Source organism: Ruegeria sp. CDSA089 (genome assembly GCF_059612205.1).
Window position 1 is genome coordinate 346,180 of the sequence record NZ_JBXWQD010000004.1, and the last position, 20,703, is coordinate 366,882.

Consider the following 20,703-nt stretch of genomic DNA (forward strand, 5'->3'; position numbering starts at 1 on the left):
CTTGCCCGGTTGCAGCAACTATTGTAGGGGCTGCGCATGTTTGACGAAGCTGACGATATCCACCCGCTGTTTTCCGGTGCGCCCTCGACCACCGAGTTCAAGAAGCTGCGTAAGCGCATTGTGCGCCAAACCCGCGAAGCCATCGAGCAATACGGGATGGTGGACCCGTCGGCCCATGACAAAGACGGCAAACCGCCGCGATGGTTGGTCTGCCTGTCCGGCGGCAAGGACAGCTATACCCTGCTGGCAGTTCTATACGAGTTGAAATGGCGCGGCTTGCTGCCCGTCGATCTGCTGGCCTGCAATCTGGATCAGGGTCAACCCGGTTTTCCGGCCACCGTACTGCCCGAGTTTCTGGACCGCATGGGCGTGCCCCATAGGATCGAATATCAAGACACCTATTCCGTCGTGATGGACAAGGTTCCGCAGGGGCGCACCTATTGCGCGCTGTGCTCGCGTCTGCGCCGTGGCAATCTCTATCGACTTGCGCGTGAGGAAGGCTGTTCGGCCGTCGTTTTGGGACACCACCGCGACGACATCCTCGAGACGTTCTTCATGAACCTGTTCCACGGCGGGCGTCTGGCCACGATGCCGCCGAAACTGGTGAATGAAGAAGGCGACTTGTTCGTCTACCGCCCGCTGGCCCATGTGGCCGAAGCCGATTGCGAGAAATTTGCCAACGCAATGAACTATCCCATCATCCCCTGCGATCTCTGCGGCAGTCAGGACGGGCTACAGCGCCAGCAAGTGAAACAGATTCTGGATCAGTGGGAAAAGAACAGCCCCGGTCGCCGACAGGTGATGTTCCGCGCCCTGACCAACGCTCGGCCTTCGCATCTGCTGGACCCGAAATTGTTCGATTTTCAAGGCCTTGCGTTGCGCCCCGGAAAAAATGACGAAAATTCGGATGAAATTCCGCGTCTGCGTTAACGTCTGACTCAGAATGGTTTTCTACGGTTTTCCCAAGCGTGCGATGCCCAAGGGAAAGGCCCGGAACACCAATGTGGAAACGTATCCCGGTTGAAAAAGCTCTCAATGTTCTGACCACCGCCCTCAGCGGCCCGCCCGCGCTGGCCTTTGCCCCTGCGATCAGCCTGGCCGCGTTCTGGATGGGGGGAGAGCGGGCTTTGGTTACTGTGGCTTTGACCCTGCCGCTTTTACTGGCGGCATTTTCCGCGCTGGCCACAACACCCGGCGACCAAACCGTGCCCAGCGGGTTGATCCCGCTCGACAGCTTTGCCGCAGGGATGGAGGGGTTTTTCAGGTCCACTGCCACCACGCGTGACGATTCGGCTTGCCTTATTGTGGCGCTGGACGGGTACATTGAATTCGAGGATTTGCACGGCAACGCAGCGACGGCACATGTGGTTGATCAGTTCCGCAGCCGGATGCTGTCGGTGATCCGCGCTCATGATATCGCCGCCCGGCTGGATGAGGACAAAATCGTAGTCGGGCTAAACCCGTCCAAGCATCTTGATCTTGAAGCTTGCATCCAAATGTCGGGGCGCATTCAAGCCACTATCGAAGAACCCGTGGTGCTGAACGGCACTGGCATTTACCTGTCTTGCTCGATCGGGTTCAGCCTGTTGTCCAGCATCCGGAATGATGGGTTTGAGGCGTGGATTGATGCTGCCTCAGCCGCTTTGGATGAGGCGCAAAGAAATGGCCCCTCGACCATCCGCGCCTATTCAAGCGAAACGCGGCGCCGCTCACGCATCCGGGCCAACCTGCGGCGCGAGTTTGATTCCGCGTTGGATAGTGGCGAGATTCGACCCTGGTTTCAGCCTCAGATTTCGACGGATACCGGCCGCGTCACCGGGTTCGAGGCGCTGGCACGTTGGGAGCATCCGCAAAAAGGCGTGCTGAGCCCGCATGTATTTCTGCCTTTTGCCGAACAGGCGGGTCTAATGGAGCGTTTTGGCCAAACCATGCGCCACCACGCCTTCGCCGCCATGCGTCAATGGGACAATGCCGGGATCGTTGTGCCCCGGATCGGCGTGAATTTCTCCTCAGATGAGCTGCGCGACCCAGCGCTGATCGACCGGCTGAAATGGGAGCTGGACCAAAACGACCTGACCCCTGACCGGTTGGCCGTTGAAGTGCTGGAAACCGTCTTCTCGCGCCGACCCGATGACGTGATTACCCGCAACGTGACTAGCCTGTCGAAACTGGGGTGCTGCATTGATTTGGATGATTTCGGGACGGGGCATGCCTCAATCGCGTCGATCAAGCGCTTTGATGTTTCTCGGATCAAGATCGACCGCTCTTTTGTGGCCAAGGCAGATCGGGATGCCAGCCAGCAGCAGCTGGTCAGCGCCATCCTGACCATGGCCGAGCGGCTGAACGTCGAAACTCTGGCCGAAGGGGTCGAAACGCCGGGCGAACACGCACTGATGGCTCAGCTGGGCTGCAACCATGTTCAGGGCTTCGGGATTGGCAAGCCAATGCCCTTCGAAAACACGTTCGACTGGATCACGGCCCATCAGAACAAGCTGAACGGTGTGCCCAAGATTGGTCGCAAAGCCGGCCCATAAACGCAAAATTGCACCACAAATACGCACTCTGCGGCGGTTTGACGGGCGAATCCGCTTGACCTTTGGGGCTGCACTCTGTTGAACCCACCGGGTGTGTTTCACTGCTTAAGGTGGCTGTCCCAGATGGACGATCAGAACAAGAATCTCATCCTCGCAACCGCGCTCAGCTTTCTCGTGATCCTCGTTTGGTTCGTGCTGTTCCCGCCGCCGGAACAAACGACGCTGCCCGATCAGGCCGAGATCAGCGCCACCGACGCGACCGAGGTTCAGACGCCCAGCGCGTCGGATGCAGGCACGACTGGCGAGGCAACAGCCGCAGCGGAAGAAACACTGCCTGATGCCGAAGCACCGCGCATTGCGATCGACACACCGCGCCTGGAAGGCAGCCTATCCCTGTCAGGTGGCCGCATCGATGAGCTATTCCTGAAGGACTACAAAGTCTCGATCGAAGAAGGCGCACCGATTGTGGAGCTACTGTCCCCGGTGGGATCGGAATCGGCCTATTATGCGTTGTACGGCTGGGCGCCTGGCGCAGGTGTTGCAGGCACCGATGTTCCGGGGCCCAATACGCTGTGGACGCTGGAAAGCGGTGAGACGTTGGGCGTCGACACGCCGGTCACTCTGAAATGGGATAATGGCAACGGCCTGACCTTCCGCCGGACCATCTCGGTGGACGAGAACTATATGTTCGACGTTACCCAATCGGTGGAAAACAACACGCAGGCCGAAGTGGGCATGGCCCCCTATGGCATCCTAGCCCGTCACGGGATCGGCGAAGATGGCGATTTGCCCGGTCTCAAGAACTTCTTCATCCTGCACGAGGGCGTCATGGTCATGGCCGATGGCGTGCTGGACGAGATCGACTATGGCGATGTCCGCGACTTTGACATCGACCCGAATGAACGTGCGCAGGCCGAGGTGTTTCAGGTCAAGGAAGGCGGCTGGGTTGGCTTCACCGATCACTACTGGATGACCACCCTGATCCCCGAAGAAGGATCGGCCTTCAAAGCCGCCGCCAAATACGATGCGCGCCGCAAGATTTACCAAACCGAAACCGTTCTTCCGACATTGTCTGTAGCCCCCGGCGCGACTGAAGAGGTTACGACCCGTCTGTTCGCGGGCGCCAAGGAATGGGAAACCATTCGCGAATATCAGGCTGAAGGCGTTCAGAAGTTCATCGACAGCATCGACTGGGGCTGGTTCTATTTCCTGACCAAGCCGATCTTCTGGCTGCTGCACAACATCAATGCGCTGATTGGCAACATGGGCTGGTCGATAATCGGCCTGACGTTGATCATTAAAGCCATCTTGTTCCCGCTGGCGTTCAAATCCTACGTCTCGATGGCGAAGATGAAGGAGCTGCAGCCGCAGATGGAGGCCCTGAAAGAGGCCGCAGGCGACGACCGCCAGAAGATGCAGCAAGGCATGATGGAGCTGTACAAGAAGGAAAAGGTAAACCCCGCCGCGGGCTGTTTGCCAATCCTGTTGCAGATCCCGATCTTCTTCTCGCTGTATAAGGTGATTTTCGTCACCATCGAACTGCGTCAGGCCCCATGGTTCGGCCCTTTCCAAGACCTGAGCGCGCCGGACCCGACCTCGATTATGAACCTGTTTGGCTTGTTGCCCTGGGCGGCGCCGCAACCTGAAAGCTTCATGGCGCTGATCTTCATCGGTATCCTGCCATTGCTTCTGGGTATCTCGATGTGGCTGCAACAGAAACTGAACCCGGCCCCAACTGACGCGACGCAGGCGATGATCTTCGCCTGGATGCCTTGGGTCTTCATGTTCATGCTGGGTGGGTTTGCCAGCGGTCTGGTCGTCTACTGGATTGCAAACAACACGATCACTTTCACGCAGCAATACCTGATCATGCGCAGCCAGGGCTATACACCGGATGTGTTCGGCAACATCAAATCAGGCTTCAAGCGCACGCCAAAAGCGGATGACAAATGACCGGTGAAGTAACCAGCCTCTGGCGGCATCCGATCAAAAGCCATGGCCGCGAGGCCGTCCAGACCGTCACTCTGAACCCCGGGCAGACCATGCCCGGGGATCGCGTTTGGGCGGTCGCGCATGAGGCGTCCAAGGCCGATGGGTCCGAATGGGTGCCGTGCCCAAATTTCAGTCGCGGGGCCAAGGCACCGTCACTGATGGCAATCTCGGCCCGGACCGACGGTGACATCGTCACCCTCACCCATCCCGATCGCCCCGAGCTGCGCTTTCAGCCGGACACGCAGCAGGATGTCTTTCTGGATTGGGTCAAACCGTTGATGCCTGTAGACCGCGCGGCCTCGACCCGGATTGTCCGAGTGCCCGGGCGCGGCATGACCGACAGCGATTTCCCCTCGATCAGCCTGTGCAACATGGCCTCACATCGCGCGGTCGAGCAAAAGCTGGGGCAGGAGCTGTCCCCCATTCGCTGGCGCGGCAATATCTGGTTCGACGGCTTGCCCCTGTGGGAAGAATTTGACTGGCTGGGCCGCGACATTCAGATCGGTCAGGCCGTTCTGAATGTGCGTGAACGGATCACCCGTTGCCTTGCGACAACCGCGAACCCGGATACCGGGCAGCGCGACGCTGACACGCTGGCGGCCCTGAACACATGGGATCATCAGGATTTTGGCGTCTACGCCGAAGTGATCCAGGGCGGCGAGGTCAAGCCGGGCGACAAGGTTCAACCGCTATGAACACCCTGCCCTTTCCCCTAGCCGAAACACCGGATGAGTTCGCGCAAGAACGTGGCCGCAAACTTTTTGCGGGCGAATCCGAGTTCGTCAAAGGCGTGGTCGCCATGGACGGCCTGCCCGCACCCGACCGGCTCGAGGTGTGTTTCGCGGGTCGTTCGAACGTGGGCAAATCTAGCCTGATCAACGCTTTGACAGGCACCAAAGGATTGGCGCGTGCCTCGAACACGCCGGGCCGCACGCAAGAGATCAACTTTTTCACCCAAGGCCCCGAGCTGTATCTGGTCGACCTACCCGGCTATGGCTATGCCAACGCGCCGGTCAAGGTGGTCGAGAAATGGCAGCGGCTGCTAAAACAATACCTGAGCGGGCGTCAAACCCTGCGTCGGGCCTTTGTCCTCATAGACTCGCGCCACGGCGTGAAACCGGTCGATGCCGAGATCATGAAGCTGCTGGACACCAGCGCCGTGACCTTTCAATGCGTGATGACCAAGGCCGATAAGGTCAAGGCCAAGGACCGCGAAAAGGTGCTAGATCAGGTGCGCGGCGCGCTGTCAAAACACCCTGCCGCCTTCCCTGAGATTGTGCTGACGTCGTCCGAAAAGGGTGACGGGATTCCGACCTTGCGTTCGATCATCGCCAATCTGGAATAGCTTGCCCCTTGGCAGCACCGTGCAAAGGCCCTAACACGGAACGTCAGAGGGACCTAAGCCATGAAGACACGAGATATGAACCGGGACTGGATCGCCACCGCTGCCACTTTGAACAGCGCCTTGCCGTATCTGCAACGCTATGACGGGGCAATTGTCGTCATCAAGCTGGGCGGGCACGCCATGGGCAGTGATGAAGCGATGGAAAGCTTTGCCCGCGACGTGGTGCTGATGCGTCAGGTTGGGGTGAACCCGGTGATCGTCCATGGCGGCGGTCCGATGATCAACGCGATGCTGGATAAACTGGACATCCAGTCTGAATTTGTCGGCGGCAAGCGTGTCACTGACAAACCGACTGTGGAAGTGGTCGAGATGGTTTTGTCCGGCCTCGTGAACAAGCGCATCGTGCAGGCGATCAACGGCCAGGGCGGCACTGCCGTGGGCCTGTCGGGCAAGGATGCCAACCTGATCATCTGCGAGCAGACAGACCCTTCATTGGGGTTCGTAGGTTCTCCGTCGCAGATGGACCCGAAAATCCTACATGATTTGTTTGCCCATGACGTGATACCAGTGATCGCGCCGTTGGGCGCCGGGCGCGGGGGTGAGACATTCAACGTCAATGGCGACACCGCCGCCGGTGCGATCGCCTCGGCGCTGAAGGCGGACCGCTTGCTGCTCCTGACCGATGTCTCGGGCGTAAAGAATGCCGCCGGAGAGGTCGTGACCGAGTTGAAAGCCGGCCAGATCCGCGAAATGACCCTGGAAGGCACGATTGCGGGCGGCATGATCCCCAAGACCGAAACCGCGCTGGACGCGCTACACAGCGGCGTGCGAGCGGTGGTCATTCTGGACGGGCGCGCGCCAAACGCGGTACTACTGGAGCTGTTCACCGAGCATGGCGCCGGGTCATTGATCCGCCCTGACTGACCCAAAGAGCCAAAAAGAGATGACCGCACTTCCACCAGCCTCAGCCTATCGCACAGCGATCAGCTATGGCTGGGTGGGGCGCGTGGCGCATCAGGCAGGCCTGATCGTGATGGGCGCAACGCATCCCCGGATCAGCGAGGCCAAAGGACTGGACGGGGGCACTTTGGTTCTACTGGGCGCAGGCTCAGCCTTCTGGCGCGTTCTGAAAGCCGCACCGGAATGGCAGGAACCTGACCCGGTGGACCAATGGTCGACCCGTGTTATTGGCCAGATGGCGCGGGATTTGGGCGCTACCGCACATTTCCCGTTTGGTGGCCCACCCTATGCACCGTTCATCGATTGGGCACTGAAATCGGGCCGCACGTTCAGCAGTCCGGTCGGCGCGCTGGTACATGATACCGTGGGCATGATGATCTCATATCGGGGTGCCCTGCATTTTGAGCAGGAATTTTACATACCCGAGGTCTCTGATCTCTCTCCCTGTACGAACTGCCCAGCCCCTTGTGTGACTTCCTGTCCGGTGGAGGCCCTAAACAGCCGCGAATTCTACAACGTGGCCGCATGCCATGACCACCTGTCCACCGTCGAAGGCCAGACCTGCATGTCCGGCGGTTGTCAGGCGCGGCTGGCCTGCCCTCTGAGCGCCGGTGCAGGCCGCGACCCGGAACAATCCGCGCACCATATGCGGGCCTTTCACCCGTCATGAGCCTGACGCTGATCCTGACCCGGCATGCAAAATCCAGTTGGGGCAATCCAACGCTTGACGATCATGACCGTCCTTTGAACAAACGAGGCCGGAAGTCCGCCCAAGCGGTTGGTGCATGGTTGCAGCAGCACAACCTTGTCCCGGACGAGGTTCTCAGCTCGACCTCAGCCCGCACGCGCGAGACCTGGGACCGGATGGGGTTGCAAGCGGAAAAAATCTGCTTTCATCGCACGCTCTATCTGGCGGAGCCCGAAGAGATGTTGATCGAATTGTCCGGGGCGACCGAGCCCACGGTGCTGATGCTGGGCCACAATCCCGGTATTGCCGAATTTACCAGCCGTATCGTACGACGCGCGCCGGATCATGCGCGGTTTCACGACTATCCCACAGGCGCCACAACGATCATCCGCTTTGGCATCACCGATTGGGCCGACATAGACTGGCACAGCGGGGGCGTTCAGGACTTCGCCATTCCGCGCGAACTGCTCGAATAGAAAAAGGCGAGGCCAAAGCCCCGCCCTTTCCCAAATTTCGAATGGATCAGTGGCCCAGAATCTGGCTGAGGAACAGCTTTGTCCGTTCGCTTTGCGGGTTGTTGAAGAACTCTTCGGGTTCGTTCTGTTCCACGATCTGGCCTGCGTCCATAAAGATCACACGGTTGGCGACCTGACGGGCAAAGCCCATCTCGTGCGTGACGCACAGCATGGTCATACCTTCCTCGGCCAGTTCGATCATGGTGTCTAGCACCTCTTTGATCATCTCGGGGTCCAGCGCCGAAGTGGGTTCATCGAACAACATGATCCGCGGCATCATGCAAAGCGAGCGCGCAATCGCCACACGCTGTTGCTGACCACCCGACAATTGACCGGGATACTTCAGCGCCTGATCGGGAATTTTCACCTTTTCCAGGAAATGCATTGCCCGCTCTTCGGCCTCTTTCTTGGGCGTCTTGCGCACCCAGATCGGGGCCAGCGTGCAGTTTTCCAGAATGGTCAGGTGTGGGAACAGGTTGAAGTGCTGGAACACCATGCCAACCTCGGACCGGATCTTGTCGATGTTCTTAAGGTCATTCGACAACTCGGTCCCGTCCACCACGATCGTGCCCTGCTGGTGTTCTTCCAGAGCATTCAGACAGCGGATCAGAGTGGATTTGCCCGAGCCCGACGGCCCCGCGATCACAATCCGCTCGCCCTGATTGACGGTCAGATTGATGTCGCGCAGCACGTGGAAAGACCCGTACCACTTGTTCATGCCGTTGATTTCGATGGCGACCTCGTCGCTCACCTGCATCTTCGAGCGGTCGATTTCGCGTTCTACTGCAAGTTCAGACATGTGTTGAACTCCTTAACGATGGTCCGTGGCAAGGCGACGCTCGAGCCACTGGGAATATTGAGAGATGCCGTAACAGACGACGAAGAACAGAAGCGCGGCAAAGCCCAGAAGCTCCCAATAGACGCCGTTCCATTCGGTCGACGCCAGGATGGGGCCCCGGATCATGCCCACCAGATCGAACATCGAAATGACCGAAACCAGTGTGGTGTCCTTGAACAGGCCAACGGCCACGTTCACGATACCAGGGATCGAGATCTTCAGTGCCTGCGGCAGGATGATCAGGCGCATCGCCTGAGGGTAATCCAAGCCTAGACTATCTGCTGCCTCGTACTGTCCACGTGGAAGCGCTGCCAGACCGCCACGGATAACCTCCGCGATATAAGCGGCCGAGAACATGGTGATCATGATCACAACGCGCAGGAACAGGTCGACCGTGCTGTCAGGCGGGAAGAAATAGGCCAGCATCACCGAAGCCACGAACAGCAGCGTGATCAGAGGCACGCCACGGATGAATTCGATGAAGATGACACAGACCCACTTGATCAGCGGCATGGAAGATTGACGACCCAGTGCAAGTGCAATCCCAAGCGGAACCGACAGTGACACGCAGGTCAGGCCCAGCATCATGTTCAGCATGAAGCCGCCCAGATCACGACTTGGAACTGCCGTGAGCATAGCCCCTTCGTTGGCATCTTCCGGGATCAGAGCCCCGCCGATATTCCAGACAATCAGAGCCACCACGATCGCGCCGAAGAACCCTGCAGCGAAGCTGTTGCGGCCAAGCTTCTGAAACACTGCTCCTGCCGCTATAAAGCCAACCAATGCCACGAGTGGAACCAAAATAGTGCCGCCCCAGATCAGCCAGAAAGCGATAAAGGGGTAGAGCGCCGTGAACACCAGCAGCTTGCGCGGCAGGTCAAAGAACAGGACCGGTGCCAGAGCCACCAACATCAATACGAATGCCAGATTCGGGCGCCAGTAGGCCTCGTCAGGGTATTTGAAACCGTAGATCAGTTGCGGCCAGCGTTCTGTAAGAACCGCGAAACAGGCCCCAGTCTTACCAGCCAGAATTTCACGGCATTCCGCCAGAGAATTGGCATTCCATACCCCGTTCACAATCCACGGCAACGTGTTTTTGAGCAGAACATAGATCAGAATCAAAGACAGAAGCGTCAGGATCGTGTTGGTCACGCCCGAGAACAGGTTCTCGCGCAGCCATTTGACGATCCCCGTCTGGTTCGCTGGTGGAGGAGAAGGAGGAATGGTGCCTTCAGCCACAAAAGCGATCGGATTTGTTGTTTGATCAGCCATGGCTCAGCGCTCCTTCAACTTGACGGATGCGTTGTAGACGTTCATCGCCATCGAGATCAGCAGCGAAGCCGTCAGATAGAACAGCATAAGCAGCAGAACACACTCAATCGCGCGGCCAGTCTGGTTCAGCGTGATCCCCCCCAAAGTGGCGGTGATATCCGCATACCCCACGGCAATCGCCAGTGACGAGTTCTTGGTGATGTTCAAGTACTGTGAAATCAACGGCGGGATAATCACACGCAATGCCTGAGGCAGGATCACAAGATTCATGATCCGACCGGGGCGCAGGCCCAACGCAGCAGCAGCCTCAGTCTGGCCTTTGCTGATCGCCTGAATGCCCGCGCGCACGTTTTCCGCGATGAAGGCGCCAGTATAGATCGACAAGGCGAACCAAAGTGCGATCAGAGGTCCACCGATCTTGATGCCACCGGAGAAGTTAAAACCCTTCAGCTCAGGCACATCCCAAGTCAGCCCCATCAGCACCATCAGCAACGCGACGGGCACTAGCCAGACACCCAGTTTGACAAGGCCGGTTTTGGGTCGTTGGCCGGTCTGTTCCTGTTGCAGGGTTGCACGCTTCTCAACCTCGCGCGAGGCGAACCACGAACCAATCAATACAGCAATCACCAGCAACCAATTCAGAAAAGCTGCACTGAAAAAACCGCTAGAGAAATGAGGCCCGGGGATATAAACGCCGCGGTTGGTAAAGGCGAACAAGTCAAACAGCATACTTGAAGTCGGGTTGTCACCTCGGAAGGCGCGCGGACCCGGCAGCACAGCCGTCATGATCGTAAAGATGATGATGATCCAGATCAGCACAGGAATATTCCGGAAGATCTCGACGTAGACCGCCATTAGCTTTGAGACAAGCCAGTTGTTCGACAGACGCAAGACCCCAGCGATCACTCCAAAGACAGTGGCGGTGATACACGCAAGAAACGCCACCAGCAGAGTGTTCAGAATGCCCACAACAGCCGCACGTCCATGCGAGGACTGGCTGTCATATTCGATCAAACGCTGGTTGATGTCGTATCCGGACGGATCGCCCAGAAAAGTATAGGAAATGTTCAGGCCTGCGGCCCGCAGGTTCTGGATCAGGTTATTGCCCAGATACCAAATGGAAAGCGCAATAGCGATGGCCGCGATCACTTGAAATGTCAGCGAGCGATAGCGGGTATCGTTTATGAGCATAGACAACCGAAAGTCAGCTTTCGGCGGGTCGGTCATAGTCGACATATTTTGGATCCCCGTAGTCTGCGGATTCTTCTTTTCCGGCAGGGTTCTCCCCGCTCATGAGCTGTCCGCAGCAATTTGATGAGAAAAGGGCGCAGGTTCCCCCGCGCCCTTTTCCTTAGGATTTAGCGGAACGGCGGCGAGTACAGCAGGCCGCCATCGGTCCACTGCGCGTTCAGGCCGCGTGCCAGACCGATCGGAGTTTCTTCGCCGATGTTCTTGGCAAAGACTTCACCATAGTTGCCGCCCGATTTGATCGCGCGCATCGCCCACTGAGCGTCGAGGCCCAGCATCTCACCCAGAGTGCCTTCGCTGCCCAGCAGACGGTTCACTTCGGGGTTGTTGGTGCCAGCGGCCATCTCGTCGATGTTTGCCGAGGTCACGCCCAGCTCTTCAGCCGAGACCAGCGCGTTCAGAGTCCAGCGGACAACGTCGCCCCACTCGTGATCGCCGTGACGGACCAGCGGGCCCAGAGGCTCTTTCGAGATGATTTCGGGCAGAAGGACATGCGCCGCCGGATCTTCGAACGTGGCGCGGGTTGCGGCCAGGCCCGATGCGTCGGTGGTGTAGACGTCACATGCGCCAGCCAGGTACTGCTGCTGCGCTTCGGCGTTGGTTTCGATCGGAACCGGCTCGTAGCTGATGTTGTTCGAGCGGAAGAAGTCCGCCAGGTTCAGCTCTGTCGTGGTGCCGGTCTGGATGCAGACGGTTGCGCCGTCCAGTTCTTTGGCCGAGCTAACACCCAGCGCCTTGGGAACCATAAAGCCCTGACCGTCATAGTAGTTCACGCCCACGAATTCGAACTTCAGGTCGACGTCGCGGCTGAAGGTCCAGGTGGTGTTACGGGCCAGCATGTCGATCTCGCCCGAGGCCAGCGCGGTGAAACGGGTCTTGCCAGTGGTCGGAACGAATTCTACGGCGCTCGCATCGCCCAGAACAGCAGCAGCGACCGCGCGGCACAGCGAGACGTCAAAGCCTTGCCATTCGCCATTCGCGTCGGGTGCGGCAAAGCCAACCAGACCGGTGGTCACACCGCAGTTCAGCTTACCGCGCGCTTTGACATCATCGACAGTCCCCGCTGCCGCTGCGCCTGCAGCCAGGCCGGCAACGGTTGCCACGCCCAAGATTACGGATTTTTTCATTTTTACCTCTTCCTGATTTTCCGCCTCTTTCCAGAGACGGCTCTGTCCGGCACCTTTGGCACCAGAAAGGTTTCCCCAAAGGTGTCTCCCCTTTAGTGCGCCCGAGTTTGGTCGCATTCATAAACAAACGTCAAGGGTCGGATCAGTGAAAACGATGGATCATCTTCCAGATGTCCGCAGTAACGGCAAAAATTCCGGCATAAGGGCTCAAACCGAGAGGTCAAAGAACCGCTTGGCGTGTAGGAAAGCGGCCCTTTTGACCTCGGACGCGGCGTGGGCCTCGTCGTCGTGACCCCATTGTTCGATTTGCCACAACTCGTCCAATCGAGAGGCTTGCCAGATCTCCTCGGCAGGGCGCCAATCTGCGGTAGCAGCGAATCCAAGCACCAGTGAACCAGACAGGCTGACCAGATCGTGGAAGGCGGCCAATTGGAAGTCCGTGAAATCATGGACACGTTGGCGCAGGCCCAGCAGGGCTTGCGGGTCTTGGGGATGATGCAAAACCCCGGCGACCGGCAGCAGGCGCGCGGCGAGCGTCTCGGCCGCCCAATCAAGGGCGGGGTCCCACTGATCCGCCTGTCGTTGCTGCAACTCTTGCGGGTGCGTGGCGCGGTAGCACAGAAGGTCCGAATCGCCGTAGTCGGCCAGCATGTCTGCAACCTCGGCGTGCTGATGCCGGACCTTGTCGATTGCGGCATTGGCCGAGCGCGTGAAGGGCATCGTGGTCGGGTCGACCTCTTTTTCCTGCGCGTCCCACTCGGTGGCAATCTCCTGCGCCATGGCCTGTGTCGGCACAACCAGCCCCGCCTTGGCAGGTGTTTTGACCCGGCGGCCATCCAGCTCGACGGTAAAGCCGCCTTCGGTCTCAACCACTGCGCTTTGGGTCCAGAATCGTTTCGGTTTCCAGTCGCTCATCGTGTCAGGTCCAGATTTGCTCCAGTGCGCCAGGCAACTGGTCGAATGTTTCAATGATGGTGGTCGCAGCCTCTAGCGCGGGACGCGCGTGGTAACCCCATGTGACGCCGACGCTGCGCACACCGGCAGCAGCGGCCATATCCATGTCAAACCGGGTGTCGCCGATCATCACGGTATCGATTGCCTCAACCCCTGTCTCGGCTCGCGCGGTGTCAATCATCGACGGGTGCGGTTTTGAAGGGTGATGATCTGCCACCTGCCGCGTGACGAAATAGCCTTGCAACCCGTGTCCTTCGATCAGCGCATCCAATCCGCGTTGAGATTTGCCGGTCGCCACACCCAGCAGCACCTCGGGGATGGCGTGCAACGCTTCAATCACCTCGCGGGCACCGGGATAGAGCGGCGATCCCGCCATGCCCTGTTCCAGCCGATGCGCGTGATAGGCCTGTTTATACTCCTCGACCAGCCGCGCCTGATCCGCATCCGAATGCTGCGGCGCAAGCTGCGCCAGCGCCTTGGGCAGCGACAGGCCAACAATGGACAGGATCGCCGTGCGCTCCGGCACCGGCAGGGACAGCGCGTTGAAACTGGCGGTCATAGCAGCAACGATACTGCCCTGACTGTCGACCAGAGTGCCGTCCACGTCGAACAGCACCAAACGCAGGGGTGCGCTCATTGCAGTTCCTCGAACGGGTCGTCGGCGGCCAAATCCTCGGTCCAGCCGAAGGTGTCCCAGCTGTGTTTCATGTGATCCGGCAAGGGGGCCTTCACGGTGATCGTCTTGCGCGTCACCGGGTGTTCGAACGAGGCCTGCCGCGCATGCAGGTGCAGCTTTTTGCTGATGATCCCGCCCAACTGCGCACCCCAGCCATCGCCAAGGTTTTCCTGACCCGAGCCGCCATATTTGCCGTCACCGATGATCGGATGACCAATCGCCGCCATATGCGCCCTCAGCTGATGCGTGCGGCCGGTGATCGGCTCCATCGCGACCCAAGCTGCGCGCCCGGCCACACGGTAGAGCGTGGCATAATGCGTATGCGCCCGCTTCGCGCCGGGGGTGTCGTTGACCTCGTTCAGATGGACGGGGATCATTTTCTCGCCCTCGCCGTGCTTGCCATGACCGGCGGCCTTGACCAGGCCGGTCTTGATCTCGCCCAGATAGGGGGTCGGCACACCGGCGACCAGGGCCCAATAGATCTTGCGCGTATCGCGGTGGCGAAAGGCTGCGGTCAGGCCCTTGGCGGCCTCGCGCGTGCGAGCCAGCAGCAGAACGCCGGATGTGTCCTTGTCCAACCGATGCACAAGGCGCGGGTTCTCGTCATAGCCAAAGCGTAGCGCCTCGGACAGGCTGTCCACATGCCGCGTCTGACCACTGCCGCCCTGCACGGGCAGGCCATGCGGTTTGTTCAGCGCCAGCACGTGGTCATCACGGTAAATCACGCAGGACTGGATCATCTTGGCATCGGCATCCGAAATCCGCCGCTTAACCTCGGCCGGTTTGTGATCTGCGTCGGGCAGAGGTGGCACGCGCACGACCTGCCCGGCCTCAAGCCGGGTCGCGGCTTTCACCCGTCCGCCATCCACGCGCAATTCACCCTTACGGCACATCTTTTCGATGCGGCCCTGGCTGACATGCGGAAATAGACGGCGCAGCCAACGGTCAATCCGCTGGTCGCCATCGCCTTCTGCCACGGTGATCATTTGTACGCCACTCATACCGATATCCCCTTCACGCGGCGGGTCCGCGCGGATTGCATGCCATTCAGTGCCATTGAAAACATGCGCGTCTGTGGCGTGCCTTACCGGCAGAGTCAACCGTTGCGTTGCGCCCGCAGCTTGGCGAAATAGTCCAACCGTTTTTTCAACTCGCGCTCGAACCCGCGTTCGACCGGTTGATACAGCTCAGGCCTGTCCATCCCGTCGGGAAAATAGTTCTGGCCGGAAAACCCATCCTCGGCATCATGGTCATAGGCATAGCCCGCGCCATAGCCCTGATCCTTCATGAGCGAGGTCGGCGCGTTCAGGATATGCTTGGGCGGCGGTTCACTGCCGGATTGCTTGGCCAGCCGCATCGCCTCCTTATATCCCACATAGGCCCCGTTCGATTTGGGGGCGAGCGCCAGATAGACCAGCGCCAGCGCCAGCGCCAGCTCGCCCTCGGGGCTGCCAAGGCGTTCATAGGTCTGCCAAGATTGCAGACAGATCGCCTGTGCCTGCGGATCGGCCAGCCCGATATCCTCGACCGCCATGCGCGTGATGCGTCGCGCCAAATAGCGCGGGTCTTCACCCCCGTTCAGCATCCGCGCGAACCAGTACAGCGCCGCATCTGGGTCCGACCCGCGCACCGATTTATGCAGGGCCGAGATTAGGTTGTAGTGTTCATCCCCCGACTTGTCGTATTTCGCCGCCCGCCGCATCAGACGGGTCGATAGTGCATCCGGGTCCAGCGGCGCGTCTACTTTCCACGCTGCGATTTGTTCGATCAGATTCAACAACGCCCGCCCGTCGCCATCGGCCATTTCCTGTAGTGCCTCGCGTGCGGGGCCGGTCAGGGGCAGTGCCGTGCCCAGTTCCTTTTCGGCACGCTGGGTCAGACGTTCCAGATCGGCCAGATCAAGGCGTTCCAGCACTAACACCTGCGCGCGGCTCAGCACAGCGGCGTTCAACTCGAACGAGGGGTTCTCGGTCGTCGCCCCCACCAGCAGGATCGTGCCGTCTTCCATATACGGCAAAAACCCATCCTGCTGGGCCTTGTTGAACCGATGGATCTCATCCACGAACAGCAGCGTACCCTGCCCGTTCTGGTGACGGATTTTCGCGGCCTCGAAGACCTTACGCAAATCGGGAACACCAGAGAAAATCGCGCTGATCTGCACGAAATGAAGGTCGGTTTCCTGCGCCAAGAGGCGTGCAATAGTCGTTTTGCCCACGCCCGGCGGCCCCCAAAAGATCAGGCTGGACAGGCTGCCCGAGGCCAGCATGACACCCAACGGAGCATCCGGTCCCAGGACCTGCTCCTGCCCGATCACATCCGCCAAGCTTTGGGGACGCAAACGGTCGGCCAACGGACGATGCGCTGACGGGGCTGGTTGCGCCGCGCCGGTATCGAACAGATCACTCACAAGCGGAACCTTACCGAAACCGAACGCCCCCCGCGCAACACATCCAGCTGCAATCTGCGCCCCGGATCGGTCAGCGCCTGAACCACATCATCAGGGTGGTCAATTGAGACCCCATTGATGCTGTTGACTACGTCACCCACACGCAGACCCGAGCGCCCGCCATAGCGCCCCGGATCGGTGACGACCACGCCGGTCTGCGACAAGATCAACCCCATCCGTGCAATGACAGCCGGGTTGATCCGCGCTACTTTCAACCCAGGCATAACCGTCTGGTTGTCCAGTATCGTATCGTCCGAGGGCGGAACCTCGGGCGCTTTGATCAGGGCGATCTCGACCTCTTCCCGAACTTCGCCCCGCAACAGCGTCAGGACCGAGCTGCCGCCCACACCCGCGACAGACATGCGAAACTTCATTTCAGCGGGTGAGTTCACCTCGTCCCCATCCACATGCGTCACCACGTCGCCAACCCGCAACCCGGCTTCGCCCAAAGGACTGAGCGGATGCAGATCGGACACCACGACGCCCTGCGGAATTACAAGACCCAGAGACTCGGCGATGTCCGCACTCATGTGCTGGCCCGCCATCCCGGCCCATGGGCTTATGAAACTGTTATTTCCAGCCTGCGCCTGACGCAGGAATTCCGCAACCAAATTGGCCGGAATTGCAAAGCCGATTCCATTCGACCCGCCCGAACGCGTCAGGATCGCGGTGTTGATGCCGATCAGATCACCGTTCACGTCAATCAATGCTCCGCCGGAATTGCCCGGATTGATCGCCGCATCGGTCTGGATGAAATAGCCCCGCGCGTTACCCGTCGCCGTGCCCGTACGCGCCAACCCCGAGACAATCCCAGACGAGACCGTTTGTCCGACGCCAAACGGGTTGCCAATGGCCAGCGCCAGTTCACCAACCTCAACCTGATCGGAATCGCGCAGAGGCAGATAGGGCAACGCCTCGGCCTCATCCAAACGCAGAATGGCGATGTCGCTTTCCTTATCGCCCAGCACCACCTGCGCGGAATACTCGCGACGATCGGTCGTGACCACCCGGATCTCAGTCGCCTTGCCTACAACGTGGAAGTTCGACACCACATACCCATCTGCGGTCAGGATCACCCCCGACCCCAGCGAGTTCTGAACCCTTGGGCGCGGCTCGGCAAAACCGCGGCCGAAAAAGTCCTGAAAAAACGGGTCCGAAAACAGAGTGTTCCCCCGCCCTTCCCGCACGATCTTGGCATAGATATTTACTACCGCCGGTGCCGCTTGCTTCACCACCGGCGCAAAGCCGAGACTGATTTCGGCCTGAGAGGTCGGCACTTTGGTTTCAGCGTGGCTGTGGGATGCAAGACTCAATAGCATCAGGGTCAGTAAGACGCGGATCATGAGACCTCCGGGATTTGGATCGCCCCAGATATGCGGACCCGCGCAGCCGAATGCAAGTCAGCGATGCCGCAAAAGAAAAACCTCCGCCCGACGTGGCGCGGAGGTTTCTAATCAGCCAGACGGCCTGATCTTATTCTTCGTCAGCGGCTTCTTCGGCGGCAACGCGGGCCTTGTCGGCTGCGCCTTTGGCGTCGACGTCACGATCAACGAATTCGATGATCGCCATCGGCGCCATGTCGCCATAGCGGAAGCCTGCTTTCAGGATGCGGACATAACCGCCCTGACGCTCGGCGTAGCGGGGGCCCAGAACTTCGAACAGCTTGGCGACGTCTTTGTCTTCTTTCAGCTGTGCTGCGGCCTGACGGCGGGCGTGCAGGTCGCCGCGCTTGCCCAGAGTGACCAGCTTTTCGATGATCGGGCGCAGTTCTTTTGCCTTGGGCAGAGTCGTTTTGATTTGCTCATGTTCGATGAGCGAGCCAGCCATGTTTGCAAACAGAGCCTTACGGTGCTCATGAGTACGGTTCAGGCGGCGGTAACCACGTGCGTGACGCATTTTCTAGTTCCTTCTTTCGCGTTGTGCTTTGTCTGGCCGGCGATGCGTGTCACCGGCTCTCCTTGGGGCGGAAGTGCCCATATGATCCCCGGAAGTCCGGGCATTTGTGAACACGCGCTTAGAACGCGTCTTCGAATTTCTTCGCCAGATCTTCGATGTTGTCGGGCGGCCAATCCTCGACATCCATGCCGAGGTGCAGACCCATGCCGGACAGCACTTCCTTGATCTCGTTCAGCGACTTGCGGCCGAAGTTCGGGGTGCGCAGCATCTCGGCTTCGGTCTTCTGAATCAGGTCGCCGATATAGACGATGTTGTCGTTCTTCAGGCAGTTTGCCGAACGGACCGACAGTTCCAGCTCGTCCACTTTCTTCAGCAGCAGCGGGTTGAACTCCAGACCATCGTCTTCGTCTTGGCGGCTGGCCGATTCCGGCTCGTCGAAGTTGACAAAGATCGACAGCTGATCCTGAAGGATGCGTGCGGCAAATGCCAACGCGTCTTCGGGAGTGATCGAACCATCGGTTTCGATCTTCAGGGTCAGTTTGTCATAGTCCAGAACCTGACCTTCACGGGTCGGCTGAACGTCATAGGCAACCTTCTTGACCGGCGAATAGATCGCGTCGATCGGGATCAGGCCGATGGGTGCATCTTCGGGCTTGTTCTTCTCAGCCGAGACGTAACCCTTGCCGGTGTTGACGGTCAGTTCCATGAACAGGTCGGCGCCATCATCCAGGTGGCAGATGACGTGATCGCGGTTGAGAACCTCGATACCGGCGCTTTCGCTGATGTCACCAGCGGTGACAACGGCGGGGCCTTTGGCATTGATCGACAGGCGCTTGGGACCTTCGACTTCCATACGCAGCGACACGCCTTTGAGGTTCAGGATGATGTCGGTGACGTCTTCGCGGACACCAGCAACCGACGAGAACTCGTGCAGGACGTTGTCGATCTGAACGCTGGTGATGGCCGCACCTTGCAGCGAGCTCATTAGAACGCGGCGCAGCGCGTTACCCAAAGTCAGACCAAAGCCACGCTCCAGCGGTTCAGCAACCAGCGTTGCCTGACGCGCAGGGTCGTTGCCCGGCTTGCCGTCCAGCTGAGTCGGCTTGATCAATTCTGCCCAATTCTTATGGATCATGTAATCCCTCCATTCCTGTCCGCGCCCCATGACCAACAAGGTGCAGACGCCCGAGGTTCAAAATGACGTGCTGGGGCCGTGCAAAAACACAGCCCCAGCTCAATTCAAAATCGCTTAGACGCGGCGACGCTTCGGCGGGCGGCAACCATTGTGCGCAATCGGCGTCACGTCGCGGATCGACGTGATGTTGAAGCCCACAGCAGCCAGAGCGCGCAGAGCCGATTCACGACCCGAACCAGGGCCTTGAACTTCGACTTCCAGCGTTTTGACGCCATGTTCCTGCGCCTTCTTGCCTGCATCTTCTGCAGCCATCTGAGCGGCGTAAGGTGTCGATTTCCGCGAGCCTTTGAAGCCCATGGTACCGGCAGACGACCACGAAATGGCGTTGCCCTGTACGTCCGAGATCAGGATTTTGGTGTTGTTGAAGGTCGAGTTCACATGGGCAACGCCCGATGCGATGTTCTTACGCTCTTTGCGCTTGATGCGAGTCTTATCGCGTGCCATCGGTCAGACCCTCCCTTATTTCTTCTTACCAGCAATGGCCTTCGCGGGGCCTTTGCGGGTACGAGCATTGGTGTGGGTACGCTGACCGCGAACCGGCAGGTTGCGGCGGTGACGCAGACCGCGGTAGCAGCCCAGGTCCATCAGGCGTTTGACGTTCATCTGAACTTCACGACGCAGGTCACCTTCGACAGTGTAGTTTTCGTCGATGTACTCGCGGATTTTCAGAACTTCGGCGTCGGACAGTTCGTTGACGCGACGGGTCGCTTCAATGCCCACGGCTTCGCAAATCGCTTTGGCCGAGGTGTTGCCGATACCGGTGATATATGTGAGGGCGATAGGTACCCGCTTTGCAGTCGGGATGTTTACGCCGGCAATACGTGCCACGTGTCACTTTCCTTTTCGTTGCGGTTCCGTAACTCCAGAACCTTTTTTCACAACGCTTGACCTTGGCAGTGTCGCCAGCGGGCCCAGCATTATTCGAGGTGGTCGGGGCGGTTGGGACGAATCCCTCACGCAGTCTTGATTCCCTTTAGGGATGGGGGTCGATATGGGCTTTTGGCAGTGCCGTCAAGC

21 protein-coding genes are annotated in these 20,703 nt (G+C 59.3%); 8 read left to right on the plus strand and 13 right to left on the minus strand.

Annotated features, from left to right (window positions below; translation table 11 throughout):
* Positions 1-36: 36 nt before the first annotated feature.
* The 8 genes from ttcA to AC2FJ6_RS12610 all read left to right on the plus strand — a co-directional run bounded on the left by ttcA (position 37) and on the right by AC2FJ6_RS12610 (position 7,995).
* Positions 37-930 (plus strand): tRNA 2-thiocytidine(32) synthetase TtcA, encoded by an 894-nt coding sequence (ttcA, locus tag AC2FJ6_RS12575; RefSeq protein WP_170773659.1) that lies wholly within the window; start codon positions 37-39, stop codon positions 928-930.
* A gap of 71 nt (positions 931-1,001) precedes the next feature.
* The gene (locus tag AC2FJ6_RS12580) at positions 1,002-2,534 is read left to right on the plus strand and encodes a putative bifunctional diguanylate cyclase/phosphodiesterase (protein WP_170773657.1); all 1,533 of its coding nucleotides are present in this window, start codon (positions 1,002-1,004) and stop codon (positions 2,532-2,534) included.
* Between the two features lie 123 nt (positions 2,535-2,657).
* On the plus strand, positions 2,658-4,487 hold the full coding sequence (gene yidC / locus AC2FJ6_RS12585; RefSeq protein ID WP_170773655.1) for a membrane protein insertase YidC: 1,830 nt from the start codon (positions 2,658-2,660) through the stop codon (positions 4,485-4,487).
* Positions 4,484-5,221, plus strand: coding sequence for an MOSC domain-containing protein (locus AC2FJ6_RS12590; RefSeq protein ID WP_170773653.1), 738 nt, complete (start codon positions 4,484-4,486; stop codon positions 5,219-5,221). The genes yidC and AC2FJ6_RS12590 overlap by 4 nt, the downstream gene beginning before the upstream one ends.
* Positions 5,218-5,871 carry a ribosome biogenesis GTP-binding protein YihA/YsxC gene (gene yihA, locus AC2FJ6_RS12595; protein WP_170773652.1) on the plus strand — a complete coding sequence of 218 codons (654 nt, stop codon included), beginning with the start codon at positions 5,218-5,220 and terminating at the stop codon, positions 5,869-5,871. The genes AC2FJ6_RS12590 and yihA overlap by 4 nt, the downstream gene beginning before the upstream one ends.
* Before the next feature lie 60 nt (positions 5,872-5,931).
* Complete coding sequence (argB, locus tag AC2FJ6_RS12600) at positions 5,932-6,795, plus strand: acetylglutamate kinase (protein ID WP_170773651.1); 864 nt, start codon at positions 5,932-5,934, stop codon at positions 6,793-6,795.
* A gap of 19 nt (positions 6,796-6,814) precedes the next feature.
* A complete protein-coding gene (locus AC2FJ6_RS12605; protein ID WP_170773650.1) occupies positions 6,815-7,501 on the plus strand; it encodes a ferredoxin in 687 nt (228 codons plus the stop codon).
* Positions 7,498-7,995, plus strand: a complete 498-nt coding sequence (locus AC2FJ6_RS12610; RefSeq protein ID WP_170773649.1) for a SixA phosphatase family protein — start codon at positions 7,498-7,500, stop codon at positions 7,993-7,995. Before AC2FJ6_RS12605 ends, AC2FJ6_RS12610 begins: the two co-directional genes overlap by 4 nt.
* 46 nt (positions 7,996-8,041) lie before the next feature.
* Here the strand turns inward: AC2FJ6_RS12610 and AC2FJ6_RS12615 are convergent, their stop codons facing one another.
* The 13 genes from AC2FJ6_RS12615 to rpsM all read right to left on the minus strand — a co-directional run bounded on the left by AC2FJ6_RS12615 (position 8,042) and on the right by rpsM (position 20,514).
* A complete protein-coding gene (locus AC2FJ6_RS12615; protein ID WP_269149813.1) occupies positions 8,042-8,833 on the minus strand; it encodes an amino acid ABC transporter ATP-binding protein in 792 nt (263 codons plus the stop codon).
* Positions 8,834-8,845: 12 nt separating this feature from the next.
* Complete coding sequence (locus AC2FJ6_RS12620) at positions 8,846-10,144, minus strand: amino acid ABC transporter permease (RefSeq protein WP_170773648.1); 1,299 nt, start codon at positions 10,142-10,144, stop codon at positions 8,846-8,848.
* A 3-nt stretch (positions 10,145-10,147) separates the two neighbouring features.
* Complete coding sequence (locus tag AC2FJ6_RS12625) at positions 10,148-11,380, minus strand: amino acid ABC transporter permease (RefSeq protein ID WP_170773647.1); 1,233 nt, start codon at positions 11,378-11,380, stop codon at positions 10,148-10,150.
* A gap of 122 nt (positions 11,381-11,502) precedes the next feature.
* Positions 11,503-12,519, minus strand: a complete 1,017-nt coding sequence (locus tag AC2FJ6_RS12630) for an amino acid ABC transporter substrate-binding protein (protein ID WP_170773646.1) — start codon at positions 12,517-12,519, stop codon at positions 11,503-11,505.
* A gap of 207 nt (positions 12,520-12,726) precedes the next feature.
* A complete protein-coding gene (locus tag AC2FJ6_RS12635; protein WP_480551865.1) occupies positions 12,727-13,434 on the minus strand; it encodes an ATP12 family chaperone protein in 708 nt (235 codons plus the stop codon).
* Positions 13,435-13,438: 4 nt separating this feature from the next.
* Positions 13,439-14,110: an HAD-IA family hydrolase gene (locus tag AC2FJ6_RS12640; protein ID WP_170773642.1), complete on the minus strand. Its 672-nt coding sequence runs from the start codon at positions 14,108-14,110 to the stop codon at positions 13,439-13,441.
* On the minus strand, positions 14,107-15,150 hold the full coding sequence (locus tag AC2FJ6_RS12645; RefSeq protein WP_170773640.1) for an RluA family pseudouridine synthase: 1,044 nt from the start codon (positions 15,148-15,150) through the stop codon (positions 14,107-14,109). Before AC2FJ6_RS12645 ends, AC2FJ6_RS12640 begins: the two co-directional genes overlap by 4 nt.
* A gap of 95 nt (positions 15,151-15,245) precedes the next feature.
* Positions 15,246-16,556: a replication-associated recombination protein A gene (locus tag AC2FJ6_RS12650; protein WP_496669233.1), complete on the minus strand. Its 1,311-nt coding sequence runs from the start codon at positions 16,554-16,556 to the stop codon at positions 15,246-15,248.
* Positions 16,553-17,938 (minus strand): trypsin-like peptidase domain-containing protein, encoded by a 1,386-nt coding sequence (locus tag AC2FJ6_RS12655; protein WP_170773636.1) that lies wholly within the window; start codon positions 17,936-17,938, stop codon positions 16,553-16,555. Before AC2FJ6_RS12655 ends, AC2FJ6_RS12650 begins: the two co-directional genes overlap by 4 nt.
* Positions 17,939-18,068: 130 nt before the next feature.
* Positions 18,069-18,491, minus strand: a complete 423-nt coding sequence (rplQ, locus tag AC2FJ6_RS12660; protein ID WP_039538314.1) for a 50S ribosomal protein L17 — start codon at positions 18,489-18,491, stop codon at positions 18,069-18,071.
* Positions 18,492-18,609: 118 nt separating this feature from the next.
* Entirely contained in the window at positions 18,610-19,626 is a 1,017-nt protein-coding gene (locus tag AC2FJ6_RS12665) for a DNA-directed RNA polymerase subunit alpha (RefSeq protein WP_170773634.1), read from the minus strand.
* 114 nt (positions 19,627-19,740) lie between these two features.
* Positions 19,741-20,130, minus strand: coding sequence for a 30S ribosomal protein S11 (rpsK, locus tag AC2FJ6_RS12670; protein ID WP_170462414.1), 390 nt, complete (start codon positions 20,128-20,130; stop codon positions 19,741-19,743).
* Between the two features lie 15 nt (positions 20,131-20,145).
* On the minus strand, positions 20,146-20,514 hold the full coding sequence (gene rpsM, locus AC2FJ6_RS12675; RefSeq protein ID WP_170456119.1) for a 30S ribosomal protein S13: 369 nt from the start codon (positions 20,512-20,514) through the stop codon (positions 20,146-20,148).
* Between the last annotated feature and the right edge of the window lie 189 nt (positions 20,515-20,703).

Coding starts and splice junctions, on each gene's coding strand:
- AC2FJ6_RS12620 (WP_170773648.1), bottom strand. CDS start 10,144: ATGGCTGATCAAACAACAAATCCGATCGCTTTTGTGGCTGAAGGCACC.
- yihA (WP_170773652.1), top strand. CDS start 5,218: ATGAACACCCTGCCCTTTCCCCTAGCCGAAACACCGGATGAGTTCGCG.
- AC2FJ6_RS12610 (WP_170773649.1), top strand. CDS start 7,498: ATGAGCCTGACGCTGATCCTGACCCGGCATGCAAAATCCAGTTGGGGC.
- AC2FJ6_RS12590 (WP_170773653.1), top strand. CDS start 4,484: ATGACCGGTGAAGTAACCAGCCTCTGGCGGCATCCGATCAAAAGCCAT.
- rpsK (WP_170462414.1), bottom strand. CDS start 20,130: ATGGCACGCGATAAGACTCGCATCAAGCGCAAAGAGCGTAAGAACATC.
- rplQ (WP_039538314.1), bottom strand. CDS start 18,491: ATGCGTCACGCACGTGGTTACCGCCGCCTGAACCGTACTCATGAGCAC.
- AC2FJ6_RS12630 (WP_170773646.1), bottom strand. CDS start 12,519: ATGAAAAAATCCGTAATCTTGGGCGTGGCAACCGTTGCCGGCCTGGCT.
- AC2FJ6_RS12645 (WP_170773640.1), bottom strand. CDS start 15,150: ATGAGTGGCGTACAAATGATCACCGTGGCAGAAGGCGATGGCGACCAG.
- AC2FJ6_RS12615 (WP_269149813.1), bottom strand. CDS start 8,833: ATGTCTGAACTTGCAGTAGAACGCGAAATCGACCGCTCGAAGATGCAG.
- ttcA (WP_170773659.1), top strand. CDS start 37: ATGTTTGACGAAGCTGACGATATCCACCCGCTGTTTTCCGGTGCGCCC.
- AC2FJ6_RS12635 (WP_480551865.1), bottom strand. CDS start 13,434: ATGAGCGACTGGAAACCGAAACGATTCTGGACCCAAAGCGCAGTGGTT.
- AC2FJ6_RS12605 (WP_170773650.1), top strand. CDS start 6,815: ATGACCGCACTTCCACCAGCCTCAGCCTATCGCACAGCGATCAGCTAT.
- AC2FJ6_RS12655 (WP_170773636.1), bottom strand. CDS start 17,938: ATGATCCGCGTCTTACTGACCCTGATGCTATTGAGTCTTGCATCCCAC.
- yidC (WP_170773655.1), top strand. CDS start 2,658: ATGGACGATCAGAACAAGAATCTCATCCTCGCAACCGCGCTCAGCTTT.
- AC2FJ6_RS12625 (WP_170773647.1), bottom strand. CDS start 11,380: ATGTCGACTATGACCGACCCGCCGAAAGCTGACTTTCGGTTGTCTATG.
- argB (WP_170773651.1), top strand. CDS start 5,932: ATGAAGACACGAGATATGAACCGGGACTGGATCGCCACCGCTGCCACT.
- AC2FJ6_RS12580 (WP_170773657.1), top strand. CDS start 1,002: ATGTGGAAACGTATCCCGGTTGAAAAAGCTCTCAATGTTCTGACCACC.
- AC2FJ6_RS12665 (WP_170773634.1), bottom strand. CDS start 19,626: ATGATCCATAAGAATTGGGCAGAATTGATCAAGCCGACTCAGCTGGAC.
- AC2FJ6_RS12640 (WP_170773642.1), bottom strand. CDS start 14,110: ATGAGCGCACCCCTGCGTTTGGTGCTGTTCGACGTGGACGGCACTCTG.